Consider the following 16,527-nt stretch of genomic DNA (forward strand, 5'->3'; position numbering starts at 1 on the left):
ATCACGCCTATAAGTGTATAACGTTAAAGAAAAACTTTCACTAAAAATGTTTTGGGACATGGGTGAAAGATGGGGGGTAAAACATGGGGACAGTTCTCGCGTTTCGTTTATTGAAAAAAACAGAACGGTTCCCCTGATTCACACAACAAAAAAATCCCCCGAACCAAAAGGTCCAGAGGGATTTAAAAGGTGTGGGGGCTAATTACATCATGCCGCCCATTCCACCCATTCCGCCCATGCCGCTCATGTCAGGCATGCCGCCGCCTTCTTCAGGAATGTCCGCTACTACTGCTTCAGTAGTCAAGAACATTGCTGCAACAGAAGCTGCGTTTTGAAGTGCAGAACGAGTTACTTTTGTCGGATCCACGATACCGGATTCGATCATGTTTACCCACTCGCCAGTTGCTGCGTTGAAGCCAACTCCGACTTCTTCGCGTTTTAGGCGTTCAACCACGATTGAACCTTCCAGTCCAGCGTTGTGGGAGATTTGGCGGATTGGCTCTTCAAGTGCACGAAGAACGATGTTCACGCCAGTTTTTTCGTCGCCTGCTGTTTCAAGGGAAGCGACTTTGTTGTATACGTTCACAAGGGCAGTACCACCACCGGAAACGATACCTTCTTCTACTGCTGCACGAGTAGAGTTCAAGGCGTCTTCGATGCGGAGTTTGCGCTCTTTCAATTCTGTTTCAGTAGCTGCACCAACTTTGACTACTGCTACACCGCCAGCTAATTTCGCAAGGCGTTCTTGTAGTTTTTCACGGTCGAATTCAGAAGTAGTTTCTTCTAATTGAGCGCGGATTTGGTTGACGCGGGCAGCAATTTTGTCCGTTTGGCCAGAGCCTTCAACAACTGTTGTGTTTTCTTTTGTGACGACAACTTTCGCTGCACGGCCCAATTGGTCGATGCTTGCAGATTTAAGATCCAATCCAAGATCTTCTGTGATGACTTCGCCGCCAGTAAGGATAGCAAGGTCTTCAAGCATCGCTTTACGGCGATCACCGAATCCAGGAGCTTTAACAGCAACTGCATTGAATGTTCCGCGAAGTTTGTTCACTACCAATGTAGCAAGTGCTTCACCTTCAACATCCTCAGCTACAAGCAATAATGGCTTGCCTTGCTGTACAACCTGCTCAAGGACAGGAAGGATTTCTTGAATGTTTGTGATCTTTTTATCTGTGATCAAGATATATGGATTTTCAAGGACAGCTTCCATTTTATCGGAGTCTGTCACCATGTATGGAGAAGCGTAGCCGCGGTCGAACTGCATACCTTCCACTACATCCAACTCAGTTGAGAATCCTTTTGATTCTTCGATAGTGATGACGCCGTCGTTTCCAACGCGCTCCATCGCTTCAGCAATCAATTGGCCGACTTCTTCATCAGCTGAAGAGATCGCCGCAACTTGTGCGATGGACTCTTTGCCTTCGATTGGTTTAGAGATGGCTTTAAGCTCTTCGATCGCAACTTGAACAGCTTTTTCGATCCCTTTGCGAAGACCTACAGGGTTTGCACCAGCTGTCACGTTTTTAAGACCTTCACGGATCATCGCTTGTGCAAGAACCGTTGCAGTCGTAGTACCGTCACCGGCTACATCGTTTGTTTTGCTTGCTACTTCAGCAACAAGCTTCGCACCCATGTTTTCGAATGCATCTTCAAGTTCGATTTCTTTCGCGATTGTCACACCATCATTCGTGATCAACGGGGAACCGAATTTTTTCTCAAGCACCACGTTGCGTCCTTTAGGTCCAAGAGTTACTTTTACAGCATCCGCTAATTTATCCACACCGCGAAGCATCGAACGGCGAGCTTCTTCGCTGAATTTAATTTCTTTAGCCATTGTAAAAAAACCTCCTCATTATTTTTGATCTATTTCTTATTTATAATTTGATTACTTGCTTACTACTGCCAAAATATCGCTTTCGCGAAGGATTAAGTATTCAGTGCCTTGGTATTTCACTTCTGTACCAGCATATTTAGAGAAGATAATGCGGTCTTCAACCGTTAATTCAGGAGCTACACGCTCTCCGCTTTCCAGCACACGGCCTGTTCCAACTGCAACAACTTTACCTTCTTGTGGCTTTTCTTTCGCTGAGTCCGGCAGTACGATTCCGCTTGCAGTCTTTTCCTCTGACTCGACTAGCTCAATAATAACGCGATCACCTAGTGGTTTTAACAAGTGAAACAACCTCCTTGAATTCAATATGTAGATTATTTATTAGCACTCTATCTCAATGAGTGCTAACACAATTATTATATTAAATAAATCACTTCATTTTTGCAAGCGAGAACTTGTAAATTTTATAAAAAAATTTCGTCTCTTTATTTTCTCATTTTCATGCGGTTTTTGCACACCCTAATAAAATATGTTGTTTAAGAAAATATATGTACTTTTTCTATTGAAGGGTTCCTATTTGAACCTTAAGATGAATACTAGTAGAATGAAAAATGATTTCTTTTAAAAGTGCTGTTAGCTTTAACTGTGTTTTTATTCAAGGCTTTTTTCTAAAGGATTGTTTATTTAAATGATTGTTGATTTCCGCGGAAGGATGCTCGCTTTCCGAGGGGCGGGCGATGAGCCTCCTCGCTTCGCTGCGGGGTCTCATCCTGCCTGCTGATCCCTCCGGAGTCTCGTACTTTCCGCTCCAATCAACACAATATAATCAGATGTTTTTTAATAAACGTTGCTAACACAACAGTCTTTGGAAGAACAGCCTTTTAACTTGAACGGCTTCATACATTACCTATGAGAGGAAGTTCACGCACTGTGAAAAAAGAGTATGCCTATATTTTAATCACATATATTGTCATGCAATTATCGGGAATCGTTGGTTATCCTATAGTTTATAAAATCGGTACAGCCTTCTTCGATGTCAATGATGCGGCAATGAAATCGCTGGCCAATGCAATCTGGATCGTCGTCAGCTTTACGATCGCTTTAGTGATTGTGCTGCTCATCCTTCGAAAGACAGAAAAGCATACGAAAATGGATCGGGCCGTCCCCCTTTCCACAGGCGCTTCAATCCTATGGGCAATCGGCGGCGTATTCCTCGCCTTCATCGCCCAGTCGATCGCCATTAATATCGAAAGGATGCTCGGGATTCCGATGGGGTCGGAAAATACGAAAAAGATCATATCCATCATTGAAGCGACGCCGATTGTCATTTTGGTGAGCTCGATTTGCGGTCCGATCCTGGAAGAGATCATTTTCCGAAAGATCATTTTCGGCAGCCTGTATGAACGGTTTCCATTTTCCGTTTCCGCACTGATCAGCTCGTTGATTTTCGCTTTGGCCCACTTTGAACCGATTCATATTATTCTTTACACAGCGATGGGCTTTACTTTTGCTTTTCTTTACGTACGGACAAAACGGATCATTGTGCCGATCTTTGCACATGTCACGATGAATACCGTGGTCGTGATCGCGCAATCTGTTTTCAAGGACGATATTGAACGGTTGATGCATGAAGCAGATAAAATGCAAGGATTCATTGGAGGATTTTTTTCATGAGACAGTCACCTATGATGTACGGACTTTTTTATTGCTTATTGGGTGCTTTTTTCACCTTTTTCGCGATACAAAATGTCAATGACCATGGCTGGGGATTTTTCGCCTATGTGTTGATTTTACTGGCGACCTTGGATTTTGGCTCCGGAGTGCGGATGATTTCACTGCATTTCCGCATTAAGAAAAAGAATAGAAAAAAATAGGACTTCCATGGCGGAAGTCCTTTTAATTGGCTAACACGTTCGTCCGTTTCTTTCCGCTGCAGGCACTTGCTTTCCGCGGGGAGGGACGGGAGCCTCCTCGGCTTCGCCTGCGGGGTCTCCCTCTTCCCTCTATTTCCCGCCGGAGTCAAGTGCCTTCCGCTCCAATCCACTGAATAATTTCTTTTAGCAACAAGCATTACGAAAAGGCTATTTTCTTATCACTTTTTTCTAACTGCGGAACGTTCGAGGAAATGACCAATGTAAATATGATCAGTTATTAGCATTTATAACTGTAAACGATCGCTGAGTTGATTTACCTTCATCATGAAGTCAATTTTTTTTAGGCGGTCAACTTTGTATGTAGTTGATTGGAGCGGAGGGCGGCGACTCCAGCGGGAAAAGCGGGACAGTCGAGACCCTGGACTGAGCGTAGCGAGGGAAGCGGCTCGGCCCCGCCCGCGGAAAGCGTCCGCCCGCAGCGGAAATCAACACAAGCAGATTCTCAATAATTTTTCAAAAAACAAAAAGGCTCCCACGACGGAAGCCCTTTTTTTATAACGGATTGCTTTCATGCTCCTGTTCTTCGAGCATTCGTTCTGCTTCCATCGCTTTTCGGTAGCCGATCCGGGAAATCCCGATGCTGATCTCATAAAGGATGAGCAGCGGCACGGTCACCATCATATGCGACGCAAGATCCGGCGGCGTGATGAAGGCTGCGATGACAAGCAGGACAAAATAGGCGTATTTCCGGATACTTGCCAAAAACATTGGCGTCACGATGCCGAGCCTTGTCAGGAAAAGCGTTACGACCGGAAGCTGGAACAAGAATCCGAACGGAATCGTGATTTGAAATAAAAACTGAAAATATTCATTGATCCCAATGACCTGATGGATTTCCAAGTGACCCGAAAGGTTCATCATGAACTTGATCACGTACGGAAATAAAATGAAATAGGAAAACGACAGCCCTGCCAAGAACAAGAGCACGGAGACAGGGATGTAGCTCAACGTCACCTTCCGCTCCCTTTCATAGAGCCCGGGACTGATGAATGCCCATAGCTGAAACAGGATCACCGGGGAAGTAAGTATGATAGCCAGGAAAAAAATCATTTGCATATAGACTTTGAATGGATCCGTAATCCGGAATGCATTCATGGTCAGTGTTGAAGCTTCATCGGCGTGCTGCAGGAATCGTATCAACGGCTGTGAAAGAAAGAAGCTGATAATAACCGCAACGAAGAAGAAAACGACCACGATAATCAGCCGTTTTCTCAATTCACCAATATGCTCGAATATCGTCATGTCATTTTGTTGACTCATTTGCCAATCATCCTATCATTGCTTAGCGTTTTCTTTATTTGGTTCGTCTTCATCGTCGGCTAAGCCTTTTGTTGCGTTCTTGAATTCGCGCAATGTATTTCCAGCAGCTTTACCCAATTCAGGCAACTTCTTCGGGCCAAAAATCAGCAATGCTACAAATACGATCACGATCATGCTACCTACACCTGCCATTGCGCACACCTCCTTATACGATTATCATAACGGAAATTATTTGGAATAGCTATTCTGATTTGTCTCCATCTTGTGACAAATCTGTTTCATCGGTCGGGTAATGCTTAAGGAAATAAACAAGCGACTGAAGTTCTACGGCCAAGTCGATATGATGGACGCGGATGTGGGAAGGAACATTCAATCGAGCCGGCGTGAAATTCAGGATGCCTTTTACATTTGAAACGACAAGCTGGTCTGTGATGCTCTGTGCAACCGGCGCAGGGACAGTCAGAATGGCGACATTCACGCCCGCTTCCTTCAGCTTTTCTTCTAAATCATTCAGATTATAGATGGGCACGTCTCCAATCGATGAGCCAATCTTGTCATCATCGATATCAAACGCCATTTCTATTTTAGTATTGTTATTTTTAAGAAAATTATAGTGTAAAAATGCGGTTCCTAAATTACCTACCCCGATGAGCGCCACTTTCGTCAGCTCATCCTGGTCCAGCGTCTTTCGGAAGAAAGTCAGGAGGTAATTCACATTATACCCATAACCCTTTTTTCCTAACGCCCCGAAATAGGAAAAATCCCTGCGGATCGTGGCTGAGTCCACTTTGACGGCTTCGCTCAACTCAGCGGAAGAAACGCGCTGCTTCCCGGAGGAATGCAAATTTTTCAAAAACCTATAATAAAGCGGCAAACGCTTTGCTGTAGCTTGCGGTATTTTTGTTAGCTCTTGCGTCATAAATTCATCCCCTAAACAATAAGTCCTTAGTTAACCTTCTCTTCTATAATCCGGGCTGGATACCCCACCCGTCTTTTCTATTAAATAGGTTTGTCCGATCTTCATTCCTTTATCGACTGCCTTGCACATATCATATATGGTCAAAGCCGTGACAGATGCTGCTGTTAACGCTTCCATTTCTACTCCTGTGCTTCCCTTCGTTTTGACAGAAACAGAGATCAGGAGCTCGTACGTTTCATCCTTCACATCCCATTCGAACGAAATATCGATTCCTTTCAATGGGATCGGATGGCACATCGGGATGATTTCCCATGTTTTTTTCGCCGCCATGATGCCGGCAACTTGGGCTACGGCCAGGACATCGCCCTTTTTATTTTGATTGTGCCGGATTTGGTCGTAGACAACAGGATTCACCACGATGCTGGAATGTGCAATGGCTGTGCGGACGGTATCCGGTTTCGCGCTGACATCCACCATTTTGGCCCTGCCTTCTTCATTAAAATGCGTAAAGTTACTCATCGATAAACTCCTCTTCGTACATGATACACTATTTTCTTCCCATTGTCTGTTAACTTTGAAAGTCTCTCCTGAAAAATGCCGGAATATTGCCGAAATGGTCCGAAATAGGATACACTTACTCTAGCATTGACCTGAGGTGAAAATAATGATTTTATTGCAAGTTCAACAACTCACAAAATATTTTGGTGCTGAACTTATTTTATCGAATATAAAGCTTGAAGTACAAACTAGAGACCGCATTGCACTCGTTGGCCGAAATGGAGCCGGTAAATCCACGCTTCTTAAGATGATTGCCGGACAGCTCTCCTTCGATTCCGGGGACATCATGAAGCCAAAGGACGTCTCGATCGGTTACTTGGCCCAGAACACAGGACTGGAGTCCAACCTGTCGATTTGGGACGAAATGCTCCTCGTATTCGAAAGTTTGCGTTTGAAAGAAAGAGAACTGCGCAGACTGGAGCAAAGCATGGCCGATCCCCACATTTATGAAAATCAGGAGCGGTATGAAAAGCTTCTAAAGGAATACGACCAGCTCCAGATTGAATTCAAGGATCAAGGCGGCTACCAATATGAAGCGGATATCCGCTCCGTCCTGCACGGCTTGAATTTCGCTTCCTTTGACTATGATACGAAAATATCCACGCTGAGCGGCGGCCAGAAAACGAGGCTCGCACTCGGGAAGCTTCTTTTGACAAAACCTGATATTCTGATTCTCGATGAACCGACCAACCATCTCGACATCGAAACGTTATCATGGCTCGAGCAGTATTTGCAAGGTTATGACGGAGCTGTGCTGATTGTCTCCCATGACCGCTATTTCCTTGATAAAGTCGTGAACCAAGTATATGAAGTTTCTCGAAAAAAAGTAGGTAAATACGTCGGTAATTACAGCGACTATCTTTCATTGAAGGCAGAAGAATATGAACGCGATATGAAGCAGTATGAGAAGCAGCAGGAAGAAGTCGCAAAACTGCAGGATTTCATCCAGCGCAACCTCGCCCGCGCCTCCACGACAAAAAGGGCGCAAAGCAGGCGAAAGAAGCTGGAAAAAATGGACTTGATGGACCGTCCATTGGGAGATGAGAAGTCCGCTACCTTCTCATTTGATATTGAACGGCAAAGCGGCAATGAAGTGCTGCAAATCAACGATGCGTCCATCGGCTATCAAAAAGAGGCCGTCTCCCATCAAGTCGATATGAGAATCACAAAAGGCGAGAGCATCGCGCTTGTCGGACCGAACGGAATCGGCAAATCCACTTTGTTGAAAAGCATCGTTGGGAAGCTTCCGCTGATCGATGGTGAATTGCGGCTTGGGACAAACGTCTCCATCGGCTATTATGACCAGGAGCAAGCTGAACTTTCTTCCAAAAAGACCGTCCTTCAAGAGCTGTGGGATGATTATCCCGGACATACAGAAAAAGAAATCCGGACGGTACTTGGAAACTTTTTGTTTTCCGGAGATGATGTGCTAAAACCGGTCACTGCCTTAAGCGGCGGTGAAAAAGCACGACTTGCACTCGCGAAGCTGATGATGCAGAAAGCCAACTTTCTTATATTGGACGAGCCTACCAACCATCTCGACTTGGACAGCAAGGAAGTGCTCGAGAATTCACTGATCGATTATCCAGGGACGATTCTGTTCGTTTCCCATGACCGCTACTTTATCAATCGGATCGCGACGAAAGTGGTGGAGCTTTCCAAAGATGGCGCCAATGAATATTTGGGCGACTACGATTATTACGTAGAGAAAAAGCAGGAAATGCAGGAACTGGCTGAATGGGATTCAAGAGAAAAGAATGGAAAGACGCCTGAAAAAGAACAAAGCTCAGACAAGTCTGCGTTCTTTAAAGATAAAGAAGCTAAAAAAGTAGAGCGTCAGCGAAAAAGAAGAATCGAAGAGATCGAGCAGAAAATTGAGGAATTGGAACAGACTGTCGCAGAAAATGAAAAGCTTTTATGCGAACCTGATATTTTTCAGGATCACGAAAAGGTATTGAAGTATAATGAAGCCATCCAAGCGGCTAAAAGCGAAATAGAATTATTGATGGAGGAATGGACAGAGCTGGAAGAGCTTCTCCATTCTTGACAGATTTGTGGATGACTGGCCCATGAAATGGCCGGTCATCCTATTTTATTCACACATTATCCCAAACTTATCCACAGTTATATACACATCCCCAATCTATTTTATCGTTGATCCACAGAGTTTTTCCACATTATCCACAAAAATAACTCCATTTATCCACAATTGTACACAAGTAATTTGTTGTTTTGCTCTTGGCTTTTACACATATACTTACAACTTATCTACAAGTTATTCACAGCCTGTGCACAAAAACAAATGTTCTCTTATTGTAAAAAAAACTGCCCCGGCTATTGGGACAGTTGTCTTATTAGTAAGGACTTGCTCTTTTGGCAATGCTCCTTGCCGAGGCATATACGGTTTCTTCCTTTTCCTTTTGTCCGAACAAAAGGGCCACATCCTGTAAAATCGCACTGGCTGTCGGCAGCCCACCGGCTCCCGGTCCTTTCAGAAGTAGATTTCCTAATAGATCCGTTTGGATATTCACAGCATTATCCACATCCTCCACCGCGTATAGTGGGTGTTCACTATCGAGCAGGACCGGCTTCACACTTGCTTTGATGGTTTCTGATTCATCCCTCTCAACAGCAGCGATCAATTTTATTCGTTTATTGACCTCCTGTGCCTTGAGGATATTTTCGATCGTTACTTCATCAATCCCCGTACATTCCGTCTGTTCCCAATCCGGCTGGCCGCCAAATACGAGGTCACTTAAGATCATGATTTTATAAAAGCTGTCCCTTCCCAAAATGTCATTGGAAGGGTCTGCTTCTGCATACCCTTTTTCCTGCGCACGCTGCAGCGTTTCTTCGAATGATGTCTGCTCCTTTCGCATCGTACTTAAAATGAAATTGGAGGTCCCATTCAAGATCCCTTCGATTTTATTGATGCGATTGGCATGCAGTAATCGGCTGATGACGCCGATGACTGGAATACCGCCAGCGACGGCAGCCTCATAGCTGAAGCTCACATCATTCTTTTCACTGATTCGCTTTAGCTCACTTCCTTTATGCGCCACCATTTCTTTATTGGCTGTTACCACGGGGATGCCTTTTTGCAAAAATGCTTTATTGTATGTGAAGGCAGGCTCACAGCCGACGATGGCTTCAATGACCAAATCCAACTGAGGAATCTTCAACAGATCGCTAAAGTTGGAGGTTACGAGGATATCCTGGTCAATCGGCCTGATCTTATGTTCATCTTTTACTAATACACCTTTGATTTCAATGTCTGTTCCCAAAAGCTCCTTTAATTCTTTTCGATGGGTATGGATCGTTTGATAAACTCCCTGGCCCACCGTCCCAAACCCCAATAGGACCGCATTAATCGTCATATAATCCCTCCTTGATGATGGATCCCCATTTCTCAAATTCAACTAAAAAACCATCGTGCCCATATGTTGTATCGACTTCATGGAACGAAGCGGATGGCAGCGCTTCTGCCATTTCCTTCATCATCTCGGGCGGATAAAGAAGGTCGCCCTTGTATCCAATTACAGTCACATCGGCTTTGATATGCTTCAGCACTTCCTTCCACCCGCCTCGTCTTCTTCCGATATCGTGGCTATCCATGGCTTTCAGCAAATATAAATAGCTATTCGCATCAAAGCGTTTAGTCAGCTTTTCGCCTTGATAGTGGAGGTAGCTTTCCACATCAAAGTCTTTTCCGTTATGCGTTGTGCCTTCTTCCTTCTTCACTCTGTTGAATCGATCGTTAAACGATGCCGAGGTCCTGTAGGTAACCATCCCGACCATTCTTGCCGTACTCAGGCCATCACGCGGAGGTTCGCTTGGATCATAATTTCCGCCCTGCCATAAAGGATCATTAATAATTGCCTTCCTGCCAATTGCATTAAAGGCAATACCATAATCGGAGAGAAACGGCGTGACTGCCAGCGGGAACAAATGACGGACAAAATCCGGGTACATGATGCCAAGCTCCAGTACTTGCATACCGCCGAGTGAACCACCGATTGCAGCATGTATTTGATGGATGCCGAGCTCCTTCAATGCGGCGTGATGAACCTTGGCCATATCCCTGATCGTAATGAATGGAAAATCGGTGCGGTATGACTCTTGGGTCCGGGGATCGATGCTCGTCGGCCCTGTCGTTCCGTGGCAACCGCCCAGCACATTCATGCTGATGACCTGCCATTCTTGAAGATCGATTGTCTTTTGTTCACCGATTAAGCCAGACCACCATCCTGGATCGCCCCCTTTTCCTGCAGCATGCTGATTGCCGGTCAACGCATGGCATACAAGGATGACCGGTCGATTTAGGTTTCCCGCACGCTCATAAGCAACTTTAATATCTTCCAGAATGTCTCCGGATTCCAACTGAATTGCTTCCAAGCTGACTTGGCCGCTCTCTACTTCATGATCGAGACTAAATAATTCCATCCTACCCCATCCTTTTGGAACGAGATTCGCAATGCTTTTGCTTTTTCCATTTTCTTTATGGACGGACAGCTTCTTCTTGGACTGTCTTCTGTTGAGCAGCTGCGGTTCCTTTTTTCAACGCCTGATCCAGATCATCGATTAAATCTGCTGCCGTTTCGATGCCGACAGAAAGACGGACTAAATCTTCCGTAACCCCGGTCTTCTTCAGTTCTTCACCTCTTAGCTGAAGGTGTGTGGTGGATGCCGGGTGGATCACAAGTGATTTGGCGTCACCGACATTGGCCAGATGGGACCAGAGTTCAACATGATCAATAAAGGTCCTGCCTGCTTCACGACCGCCTTTAATTCCGAATACGACAATCGATCCGAATCCATCTTTTAAATATTTTTGTGCCAGCTCGTGTGATGGATGGCTTTCCAGACTTGGATGCGAAACCCACTCCACCGACGCATGGCCATCCAAATATTCAGCGATGGTTTGTGCATTTCGATTATGTTCCTTAATTCTTAAATGCAAGGTTTCCAATCCTTGCAGAAGAAGGAAAGCGTTGAAAGGACTCAATGACGATCCAAAATCCCTCAGCAGCTGTACTCTTGCCTTTGTAATATAAGCAGCCTCACCGACATCCTGGGCATAGCGGAGACCATCATAGCTTGGATCAGGCTCGATAAAGCCAGGGAATTTACTGCTGTTCCAATCGAATTTACCGCCATCCACGATCACGCCCCCGATGGAATTCCCATGTCCCCCGATCCATTTTGTAGCTGAATGAACGACGATATCAGCCCCCCACTTTATTGGCTGGCAAACATATGGCGTAGCGAATGTATTATCGACAATGAGCGGGATTCCATTGTCATGGGCAACGGCTGCCACTTTTTCAACATCGAGTACGTTCAAGCTTGGATTTCCGATAATCTCGGCGAAAACGGCCTTCGTTTTATCCGTAATGGCAGTGCGGAAGTTTTCTGGATCCTGCGCATCGACAAATTTCACATTGATGCCGTATTTCGGAAGCGTCACGGCAAATAAATTGTAAGTCCCTCCATAGAGGTTGGTCGCAGCGACGATTTCATCCCCTGCGCCAGCAAGGTTCAAGATGGATAAAGTAATGGCTGCCATCCCAGAGGATACTGCCAGTGCACCCAGGCCGCCTTCGAGAAGTGCTATGCGCTTTTCGAAAACATCTGTCGTTGGATTCATGATGCGGGTATAAATATTGCCGGGTTGTTGAAGGGAAAAGAGCTGCTGTGCATGATGGGTATCTTCAAAAACATAAGAGCTGGTTTGATAAATCGGAACCGCCCTTGAACCTGTTGTCGGATCTGGTTCCTGGCCGCCGTGCAAAAGTAACGTTTCTAAACCCAATTCTTTCGATTCATTGCTCATGAAAATTCCTCCTCTAATTTATTCAAATAAAAAAACCCTCTTCGATAAGAAGAGGGTCATTATATGTACATGCTACCTCCTCTTATCTTTCAGGAATACACCTGCAGGAATTAGCACCTTTTCAAACCAATGAACGGTCTGAAGGTTGCCGAGGTATCATAGGGCCAGCCCCTCCACCTCTCTGGATAAGAGATATTGCTATTCAGTTTTCGTTTCGTTATCAAACACAATAACAAGGCGAATTGAAAAAGTCAACGATTTTTTTAATAATTATGAATCGTTTAATATTTATCCTATTGTATGACCAGCTAGTGAAATTGATGCAAAAAAAATTTATAAATGGTGACTGCAGGGAATAGTTGACGGGGCTGGCGAACTTGTATTGATTGTGGAATAAGAAATATTAATCAAATTGCATTTTTGCGCGATATTTTGGTTTTTTGCGTTTAACCTTGGGGTTTTTGCGTTCAACTTTCGTTTTTTGCGCCTAAATCCATTTATTTGCGTCTTCTTCCATTTTTTTGCGCAAATGACCAACGGAGCTTTAACCCAAAAATGTCCGAGCAAATATAAAAGCTCCCTTTCCAATGCGGAAAAAGAGCTCTAATTTTACTACATCGATTCTATATCCAGGCCAGGATTGGCATTCATGGCATAATTGCTGCGCTTTCCTTTTTGATAAAGGACCGTTCCTGCAGCCCCGATCATCGCTGCGTTATCCGTACATAAAGAAAGCGGCGGGATGATCAACTCCATCTCTTCGAAGGAGGCAAATGCCTTCTCCAATTCCCGTCTTAACCCTTTATTGGCTGCAACGCCGCCTGCCAGGAGGACCTGTTTCACCTGATACTCTTCTGCTGCTTTAACCGTCTTCGCCACCAGCACATCAATGACGCTTTGCTGGAAGCTCGCTGCCATATCGGCGGGTTCAATCGCTTCGCCCCTCTGCTCCGCATTATGGAGAGTATTAATGACCGCTGATTTCAGCCCACTGAAGCTAAAATCATAAGTGCCTTCTTCCAGCCATGCACGCGGCAAATCAATCGTCGGCTCTCCTTCATGGGCAAGCCTGTCGATGTGCGGTCCGCCGGGATAAGGCAGATTCAATGTCCTTGCAACTTTATCGTATGCTTCACCTGCCGCATCATCCCTTGTTTCCCCGATGACTTCAAAGGATCCATGTTCCCTCATCAAAACAATCTCCGTATGTCCTCCGGAAACAACCAAAGATATAAGCGGAAATTTCATTTCTGTCAAAAGCCGATTGGCATAAATATGACCTGCGATATGATGCACCCCGACCAACGGAATGCCATGGGCGAAGGCAAGTGCCTTGGCTGCATTCACACCGACCAATAGTGCTCCCACCAATCCGGGGCCTTCTGTGACAGCTATGGCTGTCAGATCATCAAATGACACGTTTGCTTGCTGCATGGCTTCTTCAATCACAATCGTGATTTCTTCAACATGGTGCCTTGAAGCAATCTCTGGAACTACCCCGCCGAAGCGTTTATGGCTCTCGATTTGTGAAGCGACAATATTGGAAAGAATCTCATTTCCATTTTGTATCACTGCCGCCGCGGTTTCATCACAACTCGTCTCTACTGCTAATACAATTGTTTTATTGTTCATTAAAATTCACCCACATTATTAAAGCATCCTCTTGATTATCAGTATAATATCGTTTGCGTATGCCGCCATTTTTGAATCCCAATTTGCGGTAAAGCCCCTGGGCAGGCTCATTGCTCATTCTTACTTCCAATGTCATGGACGCTGCGCCGTGTTCCCTGGCCAAATCCATCGTTTTCTCCATTAAGGACTGGCCGATCTTCATCCCGCGATATGCAGGCAATACAGCTACATTCGTGATATGTGCTTCATCAAGCACAAGCCAAACACCGCAGTAGCCAGCAATTTGCCCTTCCATCTCTGCAACGATATATACTGCAAACTGATTATTTTCAATTTCGTTATAAAAGGCTTCCCTGCTCCAAGGGATGGAGAAGGACTCTTTTTCTACCTCTAATACGCCATCCAGATCCTCGGTCGTCATAAATCGGAAGTGAACTTTTTTCATTTCCATGCTCCCCAGCGAACTATTCATGATCTTGATTTTGCTGGGCTACCAGCCACTTCGCTTCAGCCTCAACCAACCTAATATAATTCGGAACAAGTGAATGCAGATCATCTCCAACTTCATGCATACCTAATAAAGCAAGTTCACTTGGCCGTGGATTATTCTCTGTAAATTCAGCAAAGACTGCCTTGTCGCCAAGAATTTCAGCGATGGCTGCACGATGCATTGCCGTATCATTTCCGACAAATAACACGTTTTTATTTAATGTTGTCAGCGATTCTGCCCAATCGACTGCCATTACATTTTGATCCTGTTTAATGGTGTTCAGCCCATCCGAGTCAAAGCCATATAATCCGGTATAAATCTGTCCACGTCTAGCATCAAACAACGGAGAAATGTATCCATCAAAATATCTTCCAACCCCTGCCACCAATGCAAGACTTGAGATTCCGACAACCGGTATATTCAAGCTCCAAGCCAATGTCTTCGCTATCGTCAACCCGATCCTAACACCGGTGTAAGAGCCTGGTCCCTTGGCAACCACAATCTTCGTAAGCTCTTTCGGTTTAACCCCACAATCGTTCAATAACATTTCAATCGCAGGCATGACCCGGACACTATGATTTTTTTTAAGATTGGTGATATATTCACCGACAACGGTCGTCTCGTCCACCAAAGCCAAGCCAAGTGTATGATTCGATGTATCTATTGCCAATACTTTCATTCAACTATCTCCTCACAAAGCTGTTCATATCTCCTGCCAACCGGCTGAACAACCAATCTTCTCGCATCGTTGCCATAATGATACAAAGACAACTCCAAGCGCTCCTCAGGCAGCTGGTCCTCTATAAGATGGGCCCATTCCACAACCGAAACGCCTTCGCCTTCAAAATACTCATCAAAGCCAAGATCTTCAAACGAATCCCCCAACCGATAAACATCCATATGATAAAGCGGCAGCCTTCCCTGATATTCCTTAATGATCGTAAACGTAGGACTATTCACCGTCCTCCGCACACCGAGCCCCTTGGCCAGCCCCTTCGTAAATGTCGTCTTCCCTGCTCCAAGATCGCCTTCGAGCAAAAGCACCGCTCCAGGAAACAAACGCTCTCCCAGCTTCCCTGCAAACTCCAGCGTCTCATCGGGACTGGATAAAATCAGTTCAAACTTCTTCATAATGAACTCCTCTATATCAATCAAATTTCAATAACAAATCCAATAAAAAAGTATCCTTGAGACAACAAACCCAAGGATAACAACCTATCAGTAGTGTACAACTTTTTCAAAATAAGTGCAAAAGGGAAAAAGCGGAGGCGGCTTGATCTGAGGCGAAGAGAAGGGAAAGTTGCAGTTTGAATTTTCCTTGGACTGAAGTTGCGTGAGATAAGGGAATCACGGATAGAGTATTGAATTTCCATATCAGGATGCTCGCTTTTGGTTTGGATGTTGCGGAATTTGTCGAGAAAGAGAGAATAATCGATATATGAGGATTTTCGAAGATATATTGGATAATTTCGTAGATAAAATATGAATTTCGAAGATAAATCCGCAATTTTCGTAGAAATCATTCCTATAGTCGTGTTTTTTTAACAATTCAACACATATGCATGGATGATCTCCTGCCAATAATCTTATTACTTCCTAAAAAAAGCTGCCTATATTAAAAAAATGCCTTCATCAGGGTTTTCGATGAAGGCATTTAGACAAATTATTTTTTCTCGTTAATAAATCAATGAATCTAGGAATTTAGACATAAAAAAAACGAAACTAGGTTTCGTATCTTCTAAAATATAAAATGGCGGTCCGGACGGGACTCGAACCCGCGACCTCCTGCGTGACAGGCAGGCATTCTAACCAACTGAACTACCGGACCAATCGGATATTCATTCGTACGTGAAAATCCTAAAAAAATGATTGCGGGGACAGGATTTGAACCTGCGACCTTCGGGTTATGAGCCCGACGAGCTACCAGACTGCTCCACCCCGCGACGATGAGAAAAAATACAATTTTCATTATGCGCTATGCATATGCGAAGATAAAAAATGTATATGCCCGGCGACGTCCTACTCTTGCAGGGGGAGAACCCCCAACTACCATTGGCGCTGAAGAGC

At 44.8% G+C, this 16,527-nt stretch carries 16 protein-coding genes, 2 tRNA genes and 1 riboswitch; of the genes, 3 read left to right on the forward strand and 15 right to left on the reverse strand.

Translation table 11 applies throughout. The features are described from left to right. Positions 1-202: 202 nt before the first annotated feature. Positions 203-1,837 carry a chaperonin GroEL gene (groL, locus tag D9X91_RS21005; protein WP_121682618.1) on the reverse strand — a complete coding sequence of 545 codons (1,635 nt, stop codon included), beginning with the start codon at positions 1,835-1,837 and terminating at the stop codon, positions 203-205. A 51-nt stretch (positions 1,838-1,888) separates the two neighbouring features. Beyond that, positions 1,889-2,176 (reverse strand): co-chaperone GroES, encoded by a 288-nt coding sequence (groES, locus tag D9X91_RS21010; RefSeq protein ID WP_121682619.1) that lies wholly within the window; start codon positions 2,174-2,176, stop codon positions 1,889-1,891. A gap of 588 nt (positions 2,177-2,764) precedes the next feature. Here groES and D9X91_RS21015 point away from each other — a divergent pair. Both D9X91_RS21015 and D9X91_RS21020 read left to right on the forward strand, forming a co-directional pair. Next, entirely contained in the window at positions 2,765-3,508 is a 744-nt protein-coding gene (locus D9X91_RS21015) for a CPBP family intramembrane glutamic endopeptidase (RefSeq protein ID WP_121682620.1), read from the forward strand. Further along, complete coding sequence (locus D9X91_RS21020) at positions 3,505-3,708, forward strand: YdiK family protein (RefSeq protein ID WP_121682621.1); 204 nt, start codon at positions 3,505-3,507, stop codon at positions 3,706-3,708. The genes D9X91_RS21015 and D9X91_RS21020 overlap by 4 nt, the downstream gene beginning before the upstream one ends. A gap of 552 nt (positions 3,709-4,260) precedes the next feature. Here the strand turns inward: D9X91_RS21020 and tatC are convergent. The 4 genes from tatC to moaC are packed head-to-tail and all read right to left on the reverse strand — an operon-like array spanning position 4,261 to position 6,466. After that, positions 4,261-5,028 (reverse strand): twin-arginine translocase subunit TatC, encoded by a 768-nt coding sequence (tatC, locus tag D9X91_RS21030; protein ID WP_121682623.1) that lies wholly within the window; start codon positions 5,026-5,028, stop codon positions 4,261-4,263. A gap of 15 nt (positions 5,029-5,043) precedes the next feature. Then, the gene (locus D9X91_RS21035) at positions 5,044-5,220 is read right to left on the reverse strand and encodes a twin-arginine translocase TatA/TatE family subunit (protein ID WP_121682624.1); all 177 of its coding nucleotides are present in this window, start codon (positions 5,218-5,220) and stop codon (positions 5,044-5,046) included. A 49-nt stretch (positions 5,221-5,269) separates the two neighbouring features. Further along, positions 5,270-5,947, reverse strand: a complete 678-nt coding sequence (locus D9X91_RS21040; protein WP_121682625.1) for a redox-sensing transcriptional repressor Rex — start codon at positions 5,945-5,947, stop codon at positions 5,270-5,272. 30 nt (positions 5,948-5,977) lie between these two features. Continuing rightward, a complete protein-coding gene (moaC, locus tag D9X91_RS21045) occupies positions 5,978-6,466 on the reverse strand; it encodes a cyclic pyranopterin monophosphate synthase MoaC (RefSeq protein WP_121682626.1) in 489 nt (162 codons plus the stop codon). Positions 6,467-6,611: 145 nt separating this feature from the next. Here moaC and D9X91_RS21050 point away from each other — a divergent pair, with 145 nt between their 5' ends. Continuing rightward, positions 6,612-8,552, forward strand: a complete 1,941-nt coding sequence (locus D9X91_RS21050; RefSeq protein ID WP_121682627.1) for an ABC-F family ATP-binding cassette domain-containing protein — start codon at positions 6,612-6,614, stop codon at positions 8,550-8,552. A gap of 307 nt (positions 8,553-8,859) precedes the next feature. Here the strand turns inward: D9X91_RS21050 and D9X91_RS21055 are convergent, their stop codons facing one another. From D9X91_RS21055 to D9X91_RS21095, 9 genes are all read right to left on the reverse strand, one after another. After that, positions 8,860-9,882: a homoserine dehydrogenase gene (locus tag D9X91_RS21055; protein WP_121682628.1), complete on the reverse strand. Its 1,023-nt coding sequence runs from the start codon at positions 9,880-9,882 to the stop codon at positions 8,860-8,862. Further along, positions 9,872-10,948, reverse strand: coding sequence for a homoserine O-acetyltransferase MetX (metX, locus tag D9X91_RS21060; RefSeq protein WP_121682629.1), 1,077 nt, complete (start codon positions 10,946-10,948; stop codon positions 9,872-9,874). Before metX ends, D9X91_RS21055 begins: the two co-directional genes overlap by 11 nt. Before the next feature lie 55 nt (positions 10,949-11,003). Continuing rightward, complete coding sequence (locus D9X91_RS21065) at positions 11,004-12,338, reverse strand: homocysteine synthase (protein WP_121682630.1); 1,335 nt, start codon at positions 12,336-12,338, stop codon at positions 11,004-11,006. A gap of 79 nt (positions 12,339-12,417) precedes the next feature. Next, positions 12,418-12,530, reverse strand: a riboswitch (SAM riboswitch). A gap of 420 nt (positions 12,531-12,950) precedes the next feature. Beyond that, on the reverse strand, positions 12,951-13,970 hold the full coding sequence (gene tsaD, locus D9X91_RS21070; protein ID WP_121682631.1) for a tRNA (adenosine(37)-N6)-threonylcarbamoyltransferase complex transferase subunit TsaD: 1,020 nt from the start codon (positions 13,968-13,970) through the stop codon (positions 12,951-12,953). Then, on the reverse strand, positions 13,960-14,415 hold the full coding sequence (rimI, locus tag D9X91_RS21075; protein ID WP_233569880.1) for a ribosomal protein S18-alanine N-acetyltransferase: 456 nt from the start codon (positions 14,413-14,415) through the stop codon (positions 13,960-13,962). The genes tsaD and rimI overlap by 11 nt, the downstream gene beginning before the upstream one ends. A 19-nt stretch (positions 14,416-14,434) precedes the next feature. After that, positions 14,435-15,139 (reverse strand): tRNA (adenosine(37)-N6)-threonylcarbamoyltransferase complex dimerization subunit type 1 TsaB, encoded by a 705-nt coding sequence (gene tsaB, locus D9X91_RS21080; RefSeq protein ID WP_121682632.1) that lies wholly within the window; start codon positions 15,137-15,139, stop codon positions 14,435-14,437. Continuing rightward, positions 15,136-15,591 carry a tRNA (adenosine(37)-N6)-threonylcarbamoyltransferase complex ATPase subunit type 1 TsaE gene (tsaE, locus tag D9X91_RS21085; protein WP_121682633.1) on the reverse strand — a complete coding sequence of 152 codons (456 nt, stop codon included), beginning with the start codon at positions 15,589-15,591 and terminating at the stop codon, positions 15,136-15,138. The genes tsaB and tsaE overlap by 4 nt, the downstream gene beginning before the upstream one ends. A gap of 620 nt (positions 15,592-16,211) precedes the next feature. Then, positions 16,212-16,288: transfer RNA gene (locus D9X91_RS21090), tRNA-Asp, on the reverse strand. Between the two features lie 41 nt (positions 16,289-16,329). Further along, positions 16,330-16,403 (reverse strand) — tRNA-Met (locus D9X91_RS21095). Between the last annotated feature and the right edge of the window lie 124 nt (positions 16,404-16,527).

It is taken from the genome of Falsibacillus albus (genome assembly GCF_003668575.1).
Taxonomy (GTDB): Bacteria; Bacillota; Bacilli; order Bacillales; family DSM-25281; genus Falsibacillus; species Falsibacillus albus.